General features: G+C 63.5%; 12 protein-coding genes and 1 tRNA gene. All 13 read left to right on the forward strand.

Translation table 11 applies throughout. The annotated features are described in order from the left end of the window. Positions 1–9: 9 nt before the first annotated feature. The 13 genes from cmk to DW003_RS04995 all read left to right on the forward strand — a co-directional run bounded on the left by cmk (position 10) and on the right by DW003_RS04995 (position 11,584). Positions 10–696, forward strand: a complete 687-nt coding sequence (gene cmk, locus DW003_RS04935; RefSeq protein ID WP_006236034.1) for a (d)CMP kinase — start codon at positions 10–12, stop codon at positions 694–696. Positions 697–699: 3 nt separating this feature from the next. Then, on the forward strand, positions 700–1,428 hold the full coding sequence (locus DW003_RS04940) for a lysophospholipid acyltransferase family protein (protein ID WP_118387888.1): 729 nt from the start codon (positions 700–702) through the stop codon (positions 1,426–1,428). A 2-nt stretch (positions 1,429–1,430) separates the two neighbouring features. Next, positions 1,431–2,330, forward strand: a complete 900-nt coding sequence (locus DW003_RS04945) for a 4-hydroxy-3-methylbut-2-enyl diphosphate reductase (protein WP_118387890.1) — start codon at positions 1,431–1,433, stop codon at positions 2,328–2,330. Between the two features lie 2 nt (positions 2,331–2,332). Beyond that, positions 2,333–3,775, forward strand: a complete 1,443-nt coding sequence (locus tag DW003_RS04950) for a DUF512 domain-containing protein (RefSeq protein WP_118387892.1) — start codon at positions 2,333–2,335, stop codon at positions 3,773–3,775. Between the two features lie 10 nt (positions 3,776–3,785). After that, on the forward strand, positions 3,786–5,120 hold the full coding sequence (der, locus tag DW003_RS04955) for a ribosome biogenesis GTPase Der (protein WP_118387894.1): 1,335 nt from the start codon (positions 3,786–3,788) through the stop codon (positions 5,118–5,120). Beyond that, entirely contained in the window at positions 5,113–5,796 is a 684-nt protein-coding gene (plsY, locus tag DW003_RS04960; protein WP_118387896.1) for a glycerol-3-phosphate 1-O-acyltransferase PlsY, read from the forward strand. The genes der and plsY overlap by 8 nt, the downstream gene beginning before the upstream one ends. A 9-nt stretch (positions 5,797–5,805) precedes the next feature. Further along, positions 5,806–6,813, forward strand: coding sequence for an NAD(P)H-dependent glycerol-3-phosphate dehydrogenase (locus DW003_RS04965; RefSeq protein ID WP_118387898.1), 1,008 nt, complete (start codon positions 5,806–5,808; stop codon positions 6,811–6,813). Between the two features lie 18 nt (positions 6,814–6,831). Then, complete coding sequence (gene rpe / locus DW003_RS04970) at positions 6,832–7,503, forward strand: ribulose-phosphate 3-epimerase (protein WP_117583169.1); 672 nt, start codon at positions 6,832–6,834, stop codon at positions 7,501–7,503. Between the two features lie 6 nt (positions 7,504–7,509). Further along, on the forward strand, positions 7,510–8,688 hold the full coding sequence (locus DW003_RS04975; protein ID WP_118387900.1) for a cysteine desulfurase family protein: 1,179 nt from the start codon (positions 7,510–7,512) through the stop codon (positions 8,686–8,688). Further along, positions 8,685–9,494, forward strand: a complete 810-nt coding sequence (locus DW003_RS04980; protein WP_118387902.1) for a Nif3-like dinuclear metal center hexameric protein — start codon at positions 8,685–8,687, stop codon at positions 9,492–9,494. The genes DW003_RS04975 and DW003_RS04980 overlap by 4 nt, the downstream gene beginning before the upstream one ends. Further along, a complete protein-coding gene (locus DW003_RS04985) occupies positions 9,491–10,210 on the forward strand; it encodes a zinc ribbon domain-containing protein (RefSeq protein ID WP_118387904.1) in 720 nt (239 codons plus the stop codon). The genes DW003_RS04980 and DW003_RS04985 overlap by 4 nt, the downstream gene beginning before the upstream one ends. A gap of 2 nt (positions 10,211–10,212) precedes the next feature. Beyond that, positions 10,213–11,427 carry a bifunctional phosphopantothenoylcysteine decarboxylase/phosphopantothenate--cysteine ligase CoaBC gene (coaBC, locus tag DW003_RS04990; RefSeq protein ID WP_233545516.1) on the forward strand — a complete coding sequence of 405 codons (1,215 nt, stop codon included), beginning with the start codon at positions 10,213–10,215 and terminating at the stop codon, positions 11,425–11,427. 80 nt (positions 11,428–11,507) lie between these two features. After that, positions 11,508–11,584 (forward strand) — tRNA-Pro (locus DW003_RS04995). Positions 11,585–11,602: the final 18 nt, after the last annotated feature.

Consider the following 11,602-nt stretch of genomic DNA (forward strand, 5'->3'; position numbering starts at 1 on the left):
AAGCATTGCATGATCGTCGCCATCGACGGCCCCGCCGGTTCCGGCAAGTCCACCATCGCCAAGGAGATCGCCCGCCAGCTGGGCTTTAATAAGCTCGACACGGGCGCCATGTATCGCGCCGTCACCTTCGCCGCGCTCGACCGCGGCATCGATCTGGACGACGAGGCGGCTATCGACGCCCTCGCCGAGCAAATCGAGATTCGCTTTACCAACGGTACCGGCGAGGACACGCGCCTGACCATTGACGGGCAGGACGCTTCGGCTGCCATTCGCACCCCGCAGGTCGACGCCAACGTGTCCAAGGTCTCGGCCTACCCGGGCGTGCGCGCCGCCATGCTCATCCATCAGCGCCGCGCCGCCGAGGATCGCGATATCGTGGCCGAGGGTCGCGACATCGGCACCGTCGTGTTCCCCAACGCACAGGTCAAGGTCTTTCTGACCGCCGACCCGCGCGAGCGTGCCCGCCGCCGCGTGCTGCAGCGTCACCAAAACGATGCCCAGCCGCTCACCTCCGAGCAGCTCGAGGCCGAGGTCGACGAGACCCTCGACGCCCTTAAGCAGCGCGACAAGCTCGACAGCAGCCGCGAGGTCGCGCCGCTCGTGCCAGCCGAGGACGCCGTGCACGTCGACTCCACCGCCCACACCATCGATGAGGTCGTCCGCATTATCGAGGACCTCATCAACCAAAGGAGGTAGCCCATGCGCCTGTTAAAGCAGACGCCCGAGGATTACTACAACGCCCCCTATGCCGAGTTCCCGGCGCTCATCCGCGGCATCGTCGCCGTGGTCATGGGCATCCTGTGGGCCTTCTCCAAGCTCATGTGGCGTTGGAAGGTCGAGGACGCTGACCTGCTGTTTGAGCGCCAGGAAGGCCGCGGCAGCGTGGTCATCTGCAACCACACCTCGATGGCCGAGCTCTTGGCCGTGGAGACGGCGCTGTTCTTTGGGGGCCGTCGCATTCGTCCCATCTTTAAGTCCGAGTTCGCCAAGAGCAAGATTGTGCGCTGGGCCTTTAGCCGCGTTGGCGGCATCCCCGTGGAGCGCGGCACTGCCGATATGAAGTGCCTGCGCGCCGCCCAGCATGCGCTGCAGCGCGGCGAGGACGTCCTGATCTTCCCCGAGGGCACGCGCATCCGCTCGCGCGAGATCAAGCCCGAGGTCCACGGCGGCTTTGCGCTCATCGCTCAGATGGGCAAGGCGCCCGTCAACCCGCTCGCCATCTGCGGCTGGTCCGACATCACGCCCGCGGGCAAAAGGCTCATGCGTCCCAAGAAGTGCTGGATTCGTGCCGGCAAGGCCGTCTCGCTTTCCGATGCACCGGCCGAGCTCAAGCGCAAGGAGCGCTTGGCTTGGTTTGAGTCCGAGGCCATGAGCCGCGTATACGCCATGCGCGACGAACTGTGCGCCGAGCATCCGGGCAGGTTCTAGCCATGAGCGAGAACGTGACGAACACCGCCGCGACTGCGTCCGACCAGGACGGCGCGCCCACCATCGAGATTGCAGCTCACGCCGGCACCTGCTACGGCGTACAGCGCGCGCTCGACATGGCGCTTGCCGCCGCGCCCCAGGCAGGGGAGAGCACTCAGGTCCACACCCTGGGTCCGCTCATCCATAACCCCATCGTGGTACGCGAGCTCGCTGAGGCGGGCGTTGGCTTGGCCGACACCTTGGACGACGCCGCATCAGGCACCGTTATCATCCGCGCACACGGCGTAGTGCCGCAGGTGATCGATGCTGCCCGCAAGCGCGACCTTAACGTCGTCGACGCCACCTGCCCCTACGTGAAGAAGGTTCATGTGGCCGCCGAGCGCCTGGTGCGCGAGGGCTACCGCGTGGTGGTCGTAGGCGAGCCGGGTCACCCCGAGGTCGAGGGTATTCTGGGCCACGCCGGCAATGACGCGCAGGTCGTGAGCTGTGCTGCCGACGCCACCGCCTTGTCGCTCAAGGGCAAGGTGGGCCTGGTTGTACAGACCACCCAGACCGCGCAGAACCTCGCCGAGGTCGTGGCCGCTATCACCCCGCGCGTACAAGAGCTTCGTGTGATCAACACCATCTGCGCCGCCACGAGCGAGCGACAACAGGCGGCAGCCACGCTTGCCAACCGCTGCGACTGCATGGTCGTGGTGGGCGGCAAGAACTCGGGCAACACCCGCCGCCTGGCGCAGATTTGCGCAGACGCCTGCGAGCGCACGTATCACATCGAGGAAGCTTCCGAGCTCCAGGCCGCGTGGTTTACCGACGCTCACCACATCGGCATCACCGCCGGAGCCTCCACCCCGCAAGAACACATCGAACGCGCCGTCGCGCGCATCAAGGAGCTTTGCCGCTAATCATGGACCAGACCGTACCCGCATACGCCGCCGAGGTGGCCGATTACGGGCGCAGCCGCGACCCCGAGCCGGGTGAAGGCGCGCTCGTAAAGAACGTGCGTCCCGAATCGCCCGCGTGGGATGTGGGTATCGAGCCGGGCATGCGCGTGCTCACGGTCAACGGCGAGCAGCTCACCGACATGATCGTATGGCTTTGGGAAGCCGACGACGACACCGTTGAGCTGGAGGTATTCGATCCGCGCGACGGCACCGTCACCCCCGTTGAGCTCGATCGTTTTCCCGGCGAGGACTGGGGCCTTGAGTTCGATGGCCCCATCTTCGATGGCATGCGCACCTGCGTGAACGCCTGCGTGTTCTGCTTTATGACCATGCTGCCCAAGGGCGGCCGTTCCACGCTCTACATTCGCGACGACGACTATCGCCTAAGCTTTTTACAGGGCAACTTTGTCACGCTCACGAACCTCACCGACAAAGATGTTCAAAACGTCATCCAACGCAACATGAGCCCCATGAACGTGTCGGTCCATGCCGTAAGCCCCGACGTCCGCCGCCGCATGATGGGCCGCAACGCCCAGCGCGGCATGGACGTACTCGAAGCCATCATGGCCGCCGGCATTGAGATTCATGCGCAGATTGTGCTGTGCCCCGGCATGAACGACGGCGAGGAGCTGGAAAAGACTCTGCGCTTTTGCGAGGAGCACGAGCAAATCACAAGTCTGGGCATTGTGCCGCTCGGTTTTACCAAGCATCAAAACCGTTTTAGCTGGTCCTACAGCGACGAGCCCGAGCTAGCGCGCGAGACCATTGCCATGATCCGTCCTTACCAGGATCGAGCCTACGAGCGCTTTGGCCGCCACACCTTCCAGATGAGCGACGAGTTCTATCTGGACGCCGGCATCGATCCTCCCGAGGCGGACTTTTACGACGGTTACCCGCAGTACTACGACGGCATTGGCATGATCCGCTCGTATCTGGACGAGACCGACGACGTGCTTGCTGCCGACGCCGAGCGTCTGGCCCGCGTCCGCGAGGCCATCGCCGCCCGCAGCCAGCACCTGCTGTGCCTCTCGGGTGCCAGCGCACGCGACACGGTGGCCCGCTTTGTGGAGTCGCCCCAGGGACTCGCCGGCACTGTCACGGCCATCAAGAACCGCTACTTTGGCGGCAACGTGGACGTGACCGGCCTCATCGTCGCGTGTGACATTCTGGAGCAGCTGCCCCAAGATCTGTCGGGGGTTATGCTCTTTGTGCCTAAGCTCATGTTCAACGCTGACGGCATGACGCTTGACGAGTATCATCGTGACGATTTACTCGCAAGCCTTACCAGTCGCGGTGCCGAGGTTCATGTGGTGTCGACCATGCCGCATGAGTTGCTCGATACCCTGGAGCATATCCTTGGCATTGTGTCCGCGGACTCTAACATTTCCACTGACCCTACCCATTAAAGGAGAGCAGATGAAACCTATCGTCGCCGTCGTCGGACGCCCCAACGTGGGCAAGTCCACGCTCGTTAACCGCCTGGCCCAGACCTCGGACGCCATCGTCCACGAGTCCCGCGGCGTCACGCGCGACCGCTCGTATCACACGGCCGATTGGAACGGCCGCGAGTTCACCATCGTCGACACGGGCGGCATCGAGCCGCTCAAGAGCGATGACGTCTTTGCAACGTCCATCCGCGACCAGGCGCTCGCCGCCGCCGAGGAAGCCGCCGTCATCCTGTTTGTGGTCGACGGCCGCACCGGTGTCACCGAGGAGGACGAGTCGGTCGCCCGCATGCTCAAGCGCTGCGACAAGCCGGTCTTTCTGCTGGTGAACAAGCTCGACAACCCCGATCGCGAGAACGACAGTATCTGGGAGTTCTATTCGCTCGGCATCGGCGAGCCCACGCCGCTCTCGGCCCTGCATGGCCACGGCACGGGCGACCTGCTCGACGACATCGTGGCCCTGTTGCCCGAGGAGGAGGACGAGGTCGCCGATGAGTTCCCCGATGCGCTGAACGTGGCCATCATCGGCCGCCCCAACGCCGGTAAGTCCTCGCTGTTCAACCGCATCCTGGGCGCCGACCGCTCTATCGTGTCCAACATTGCCGGCACGACGCGCGACGCCATCGACACCGTCGTGGAGCGCAACGGCAAGCACTACCGCATGGTCGACACCGCGGGCATCCGCAAGAAGAGCACCGTGTACGAGAACATCGAGTACTACTCGATGTTCCGCGGCCTGCGCGCCATCGACCGCGCCGACGTGGCGCTGCTCGTCGTCGACGCCTCCGTGGGCGTTACCGAACAGGACCAGAAGGTCATGGGTCTTGCCATCGAGCGCGGCTGCGCCATCGTGGTGCTGCTCAACAAGTGGGACCTGCTCGACGACGACCGTAAGCGCGAGGCCTGCATGGAGACCATCGACCGCCGTCTGGGCGTCATGGCTCCCTGGGCCCAGTATCTGCGCATCTCGGCCCTGACCGGCCGCAGCGTCGAGAAGATCTGGGCGATGGTCGACGCCGCCGAAAAGACGCGCTCGCAAAAGATCAGCACTTCGCGCCTCAATACGTTCCTCACCGACCTGCGCGAGTTTGGCCACACCGTGGTAGACGGCAAGCGTCGCCTGCGCATGCACTACGTGACCCAGACGGGCGTCAACCCGCCGACGTTCACGTTCTTCGTCAACCACAGCGACCTGGTCAACGACACCTACCAGCGCTACGTGGAGAACCGCATGCGCTCGACCTTCGATTTTGCCGGCACGCCCATTCGACTCTTCTTTAGGAAGAAGGAACAGAAGGATGCATAATCCGATTCTGCTGACCGCCATCTGCGCCGTGGTCTCGTTCTTCATCGGGGCGATTCCGTTTGGCCTGATCTTGGGCCGTGTGTTCAACCACACGGACATTCGCAAGGCGGGCTCCGGCAACATCGGCACAACCAATGCGCTGCGCGTGGCCGGCCCTAAGGTGGCCGCGCTCACGTTGTTGCTCGACTGCCTTAAGGGCGCCATCTGCGTCCTTATCGCGCGTCCGCTCATTGCCGACTTGGGCTATGGCTTCCCCGTAAGCATCATGGCGCCCGGAGCCCCCGGCGATTGGATGCTCGGCGTCATTTGCCTGGCAGCGGTGTGGGGCCATATCTTCTCGCCCTACCTCAACTTCCATGGCGGCAAGGGTATCGCCGTGGGCTTGGGTGTCATCCTCGCCTGGTACTGGCCCATCGGACTATCGCTGCTGGGCATGTTTATCGTGGCCGTTGCCATCACCAAGTTTGTGTCGGTGGGCTCGCTTGCCGCGGCCATCGGCCTTCCCATCGCCGCCTGCGCGGTCTTTCCGTACAGCAGCCTGGGCCTTAAGTTTTGCATGGCGATGATCGGCATCACCGTGGTGTGGGCCCATCGCGCGAATATCAAAAAGCTCACGTGCGGTAAGGAGTCCAAGCTCTCGTTTACCAAGCGCGTCACCGAGCCCGACGATAAGTAGGAGAGAGTCATGAATGTTGCGCTGATTGGTTCCGGCTCCTGGGGAACCGCCGTCGCCGGCCTTGCCGCCGCGCGAGCCGAGCGCGTGACCATGTGGGCCCATAGTGAGCAGACGGCCACCGGCATCAATGGCGAGCACTGCAACCCCCGGTATCTGGTGGACTACGAGCTGCCCGGCAACGTCGTCGCCACGACGGACCTGGCGCAAGCGCTCGACGCCGCCGACGCCATCATCTTTGCCGTGCCCTCCACGCACTTGCGCGACGTGTGCCATCGGGCAGCACCCTTCATCGCCGCCGATACCCCGGTGCTCTGCCTCACCAAGGGTATTGAGCCCGAATCCGGCCTGCTTATGAGCGAGGTCATCGCCAGTGAGATCGGCAACGAGTCGCGTGTCGCGGCGCTCTCGGGCCCCAACCATGCCGAGGAGATCTGCCGCGGCGGGCTTTCTGCCGCCGTCATCGCCAGCAAAGATCCGCAGGTAGGGGAGACCTTTAAGGACCTGCTCCTATCCACGGCCTTCCGCATCTACCTGTCGCAGGACATGACCGGCGTCGAGGTTTGCGGCGCCATGAAAAACGTCATCGCCATCGTGTGCGGCATTTCCGCCGGTTCTGGTGCGGGCGACAACACGCTTGCCCTTATCATGACGCGCGGCCTGGCCGAGATCAGCCGTCTGGTGCACGCCCGAGGCGGTCAAGCTATGACCTGCATGGGGCTTGCCGGCATGGGCGACCTCATTGCCACCTGCACCTCCGAGCATTCGCGCAACCGCACCTTTGGCTACGAGTTTGCCCACGGCGTGTCGCTCGACGAGTACCAGGCACGTACGCATATGGTGGTCGAGGGCGCCGTCGCGGCCCGCAGCGTCAGCGAGCTCGCCCGTTCACTGGGCGTAGACATTCCGCTCACCTTTGCCGTGGAGCAAACGCTCTACAACGGTGTTACTTTGGATAGGGCGCTCGAGATTCTTACTGATCGCGTCCCTTCTCAAGAGTTCTACGGACTCACCGACTAGCGCAGAAAGGCTTCTACCATGGGTTCCATCAAAATCGCTCCGTCCGTCCTTTCGGCCGACATGGCCAACCTCAAGGGCGAACTCGACAAGATCGCCGGCGCCGACTACGTGCACTTCGACGTTATGGACGGTCACTTTACCGGCAACCTCACCTTTGGCGTTGACATCCTCAAGGCCGTCAAGCGTTCCACCAACGTCCCGGTCGATGCGCACCTGATGGTGTCGAACCCCGACGAGACGGTCGATTGGTACGCCGACGCCGGTGCCGATATGATCACCGTACACTACGAGGCCTCCACGCACCTGCACCGCACGCTCACCCATCTGCAGCAGCGCGGCGTTAAGGCCGGCGTGGTGCTCAACCCCGCCACCCCTGTGTGCGTGCTCGAGAGCATCATCGACGTCGTCGATATGGTGCTGCTCATGAGCGTGAACCCGGGCTTTGGCGGTCAGAGCTTTATCCCGGGCACCATCGCTAAGCTCCACGAGCTCAGGGCCATGTGCGAGCGTCACGGCGTTTCGCCCCTCATCGAGGTCGACGGTGGCATTTCTTCCAAGAACATTGTCGAGGTCGTCAAGGCCGGCGCCAACGTGCTCGTGGCCGGTTCTGCCGTATTTAAGTCCGAAGATCCCGCTGCCGAGGTTGCGCTGCTGCAGAAGCTGGGCAACGAGGCCGCACAGGAGGCATAAACCCTTATGACCGCAGGTCAAAACCGCATACCCGTGAATCTTGACTATGCCGCCTCGACGCCCATGCGCGCCGAGGCGCTCCTTGCGCAGCGCGAGTACGACGACAGCGAGCTTGCCGGCGTCAACCCCAACTCGCTGCATTCGCTCGGCCGCAAGGCTGCCGCGCGTCTGGAGGTTGCACGTCGCGAGATCGCCCGCAGCTTTGGCGCGCGCGTCCGCCCGTCCGAGATTGTACTGACCAACGGCGGCACCGAGGCAAACCAGCTGGCGCTGCTCGGTCTTGCCGAGGGCGCCCGTCAACGCGACCGTAAACGCAACCGCGTGATCGTATCTGCCATCGAGCACGATTCAATTCTGGACAACCTGCCATTGCTGCGTGCCGCCGGCTTTACCGTCGACCTGGTGCAGCCCTGCCGCATGGGCTACATTGAGCCTGCCACGCTTGTCGAGCTGCTAGGCGACGACGTGGCGCTCGTGAGCATCATGGTTGCCAACAACGAGACCGGCGTGGTGCAGCCCATCCGCGAGCTTGCCGCGGCCACGCATACCGTTGGCGCCCCGTTCCACACCGATGCCATCCAGGGGTATCTGCACATTCCGCTCGATGTCACCGAGCTGGGCGTCGACGCCATGTCCGTCGCAGCCCACAAGATTGGCGGTCCCGTGGCATCTGGCGCACTCTACCTTAAGAGCCGCACGCCGCTGCGCCCGCGCATCTTTGGCGGCGGACAGGAGGCCGGTCGTCGTGCCGGCACGCAAGACCTGCGAACGCAGCTCGCCTTTGCCGCTGCCGCCTCGTCTCTGACGCCCCATGTGGCTCAGGAGCGCGCGAAGCTGCAAGCCCTTTCCGACAAGCTCTACGCCACGCTTACGGCTCATCCGCGTATTCATGCCACCATGGGCGACTACGCACAGGCCGATCGCCTGCCGGGCATGGTGTCGATCTACGTTGATGGCATGGACTCCGAGGAGCTCATCGTCAAGCTCGATGCCGCCGGCTTTGAGGTTTCGGCCGGCTCGGCGTGCTCGAGCGGCAGCATGGACCCGAGCCATGTGCTCAGCGCCATGGGCATTGGTCGCGAGCAGGCACTAGGTGCACTGCGCATTTCCTTTGACGACCGCGTGAATCCGGACGATCTGGACGAGTTTGCCCAGACGCTGCTCTCGATCGCAGGTGCCGCATGATCGTCGCCGAGCTCGAGCGCGCGCTACTGGCACGCTATCCCAAGACCAATGCCGAGAGTTGGGACCATGTAGGACTCTCCGTCGGCGACCCTGCCGCGGAGATTACCGGTGTTGCCTGCGCACTCGATGCGACCGAAGCCAATGTGCACCGCGCCCAGGAGGCCGGCGCCAACGTGCTGCTAACGCATCATCCCGTCTATATCAAGGCGCCCGAGGCGTTTTGCCCGCCCGGTGCGACGCGCCCCCAATGCAGCGCGGCGCTCTACGAGGCAGCCCGTTGCGGCGTGAGCATTATCTCGCTCCACACCAACCTGGACCGCTCGCACGAGGCACGTATCTGCCTAAGTAGGCTTTTGGACGCCGCGCCCGCAAGCTCGTTGGAGCACGTGGACGACCCCGAGGCCTGCGGACTGGGCGTGCTCGCGACCCTCCACGACCCCTGCAGCCTGCGCAACCTTGCCGCACGCGCCGCAGCGGCGTTTGGCAGCGACCCGCGCGTGTGGGGCGAGGCCGATCACCCGTGCCGAACCATCGCAATTTTGGGCGGTTCGCTGGGTGACTTTGGCGTGCTTGCCATCGCCGCCGGTGCGAATGTCATCGTGACGGGCGAGGCGGGCTACCACGTGGCGCAAGACCTTGCCTTGCGCGGGCTGCCGGTGATCTTGCTCGGCCACGACCGCTCCGAGGAGCCGTTCGTTGATATATTGATGAACTCTGCAGTTGACGCCGGGGCCGACCCCCGTCATGCGATTAAAATACTGAACCCTTGCCAATGGTGGACTGTGACAAAAGGAGAGAACTTATGAGCGCCGGCGCTACGCTACTCAAGCTGCAACAGATCGATTTGGAGCTCGCCCGCAACAAGAGCGAACTTGCCAATATGCCGGAGCTCAAGGAGCTCGCTTCCAAGCGCAAGACCTACGTTAAGCTCAAAGCCGAAATGACCAGGCTCTACGCCCAACGCAAGGACCTGGATATTGAGCTCGACGATCTCAACACCACCGAGATCAAGACCAATAACGCCATCGAGGCCGCCAAGAAGCGCCACGTTGACGGCTCTGACTATCGCGAGGTTCAGGACCTGGAGAACGAGCTCGCCACCCTGGCCAAGCGTCTGGACAAGATTGAGCACACCCGCAAGGACGTCGTTGTCGCCCACAAAGAGGCGCTCGACCGCGAGACCCGCGCGCAGGCAATCATCGCCAAGTTCGAAGAGGGCGTGAAGGCCGATACCAAGGCCGCCCGCGCCAAGGCTGCCGACCTGCAGGCTCAGATCGAAGCCGCCACTAAGGAGCGCACCGCGCTGGCCGCCACGCTGCCGGCCGACGTGCTCACCGACTACGAGCGTCTGCTCAAGCAGTTCCGCGGCTTGGCCGTCGAGACCATCCAGGGCAACATCCCCACGGTCTGCCACACCGCGCTGCAGGCATCGTCCATGAGCGACCTCAACCACGACGGCAGTGAGATTACGCACTGCCCGTACTGCCACCGCCTGCTCGTGCTCCCTAGCAAGGAAGCTTAACGATGACGGCGGCACCCAACAATTCAATGCAACTTGAGGGAAAAACGATCCTGCTGGGCATTACCGGCGGGATCGCCGCCTATAAGTCGTGCAATATCGTGCGCCTGCTGCAAAAGCGCGGCGCACGTGTCAAAGTCGTTATGAGCGAGCATGCCACGGAGTTTGTGGGGCCGCTTACCTTCCGCGCGCTCACCAACGAGCCGGTCGCGGTTGGGCTATTCGACGATCCTTCCGACCCCATCCACCACATTTCGCTGGCGCAGGAGCCCGATCTGGTGGTCGTGGCGCCCGCGACGGCCAATATTATCGCCAAGATGGCCAACGGCATCGCCGATGACCTCATCTCCACCACGCTGCTGGCAACGCCGCGACCCATCGTGATCGCACCCGCTATGAACAACGGCATGTGGAAGGCGCCGGCAACGCAGGCCAACATGGCCACGCTGCGCGAGCACGGTGTCCATGTGGTGGGACCCGGCAGCGGCTACCTTGCCTGCGGCGACGTGGACACGGGGCGCATGAGCGAGCCCGAGGACATCGTCGAGGCTGTCTGTGAGGTGCTCAACCCCGTGCCGCAAGACCTGACGGGCAAGCGCATCGTCATCACCGCCGGCCCCACGCACGAGCCGATCGACCCGGTGCGATTCATTGGCAACCGTTCTTCGGGCAAGATGGGTATCGCCCTGGCGGGGGAGGCCGCACGTCGCGGTGCCGCCGTCACGCTCGTGCTGGGACCGACATCGCTCGACGTTCCCCGCGGTGTGGAGTGCGTGCACGTACAGACCGCCTCAGAAATGCTCAAGGCAGCGCTGAGCGCCTTCCAGACGGCCGACGCGGCCATTTGCGCCGCCGCCGTCGCCGACTACACGCCGGCGGCCCCAGCGGACCATAAGCTCAAAAAGGCCAACGATCGCCTGGATCGAATCGAGCTCGTCGAGACCGTTGACATCTTGGCCGAACTTTCACGCCAAAAGGGCGATCGCCTCGTAATCGGCTTTGCAGCCGAGACTGATAACGTCGTCGAGTACGCCGAGCGCAAATTGACCCGCAAAGGCTGCGATGCCATTATCGCCAACGATGTCTCACGCGCCGATTCGGGCTTTGGAACCGACACCAACAAGGCTTGGATCGTGAGCATAGCGGGTACGCAAGAACTACCCGTACTAACAAAGCCCCAGCTCGCAGATACAATTTTGGACTTGCTTCAAAATTTGTAAAAAAGTTCTTGCACAAGGACAAAGTTTCGGGTTAATATACTCCCTGTTGCGAGCGAAAGCAGAGCAACAAACAAAAGCTTCGGGACGTGGCGCAGCTTGGTAGCGCACTTGACTGGGGGTCAAGGGGTCGCTGGTTCGAATCCAGTCGTCCCGACCAGAAGTTTGCAGGTCAGGC

Source organism: Collinsella sp. AF36-3AT (assembly GCF_003475205.1).
Classification (GTDB): Bacteria; Actinomycetota; Coriobacteriia; order Coriobacteriales; family Coriobacteriaceae; genus Collinsella; species Collinsella aerofaciens_AF.

Excerpts from the sequence above, each read along its gene's own strand:
- DW003_RS04985 (WP_118387904.1), top strand. The coding sequence starts at position 9,491 with ATGAGCGCCGGCGCTACGCTACTCAAGCTGCAACAGATCGATTTGGAG.
- plsY (WP_118387896.1), top strand. The coding sequence starts at position 5,113 with ATGCATAATCCGATTCTGCTGACCGCCATCTGCGCCGTGGTCTCGTTC.
- DW003_RS04950 (WP_118387892.1), top strand. The coding sequence starts at position 2,333 with ATGGACCAGACCGTACCCGCATACGCCGCCGAGGTGGCCGATTACGGG.
- DW003_RS04945 (WP_118387890.1), top strand. The coding sequence starts at position 1,431 with ATGAGCGAGAACGTGACGAACACCGCCGCGACTGCGTCCGACCAGGAC.
- DW003_RS04975 (WP_118387900.1), top strand. The coding sequence starts at position 7,510 with ATGACCGCAGGTCAAAACCGCATACCCGTGAATCTTGACTATGCCGCC.
- der (WP_118387894.1), top strand. The coding sequence starts at position 3,786 with ATGAAACCTATCGTCGCCGTCGTCGGACGCCCCAACGTGGGCAAGTCC.
- DW003_RS04965 (WP_118387898.1), top strand. The coding sequence starts at position 5,806 with ATGAATGTTGCGCTGATTGGTTCCGGCTCCTGGGGAACCGCCGTCGCC.
- cmk (WP_006236034.1), top strand. The coding sequence starts at position 10 with ATGATCGTCGCCATCGACGGCCCCGCCGGTTCCGGCAAGTCCACCATC.
- DW003_RS04940 (WP_118387888.1), top strand. The coding sequence starts at position 700 with ATGCGCCTGTTAAAGCAGACGCCCGAGGATTACTACAACGCCCCCTAT.
- coaBC (WP_233545516.1), top strand. The coding sequence starts at position 10,213 with ATGACGGCGGCACCCAACAATTCAATGCAACTTGAGGGAAAAACGATC.
- DW003_RS04980 (WP_118387902.1), top strand. The coding sequence starts at position 8,685 with ATGATCGTCGCCGAGCTCGAGCGCGCGCTACTGGCACGCTATCCCAAG.
- rpe (WP_117583169.1), top strand. The coding sequence starts at position 6,832 with ATGGGTTCCATCAAAATCGCTCCGTCCGTCCTTTCGGCCGACATGGCC.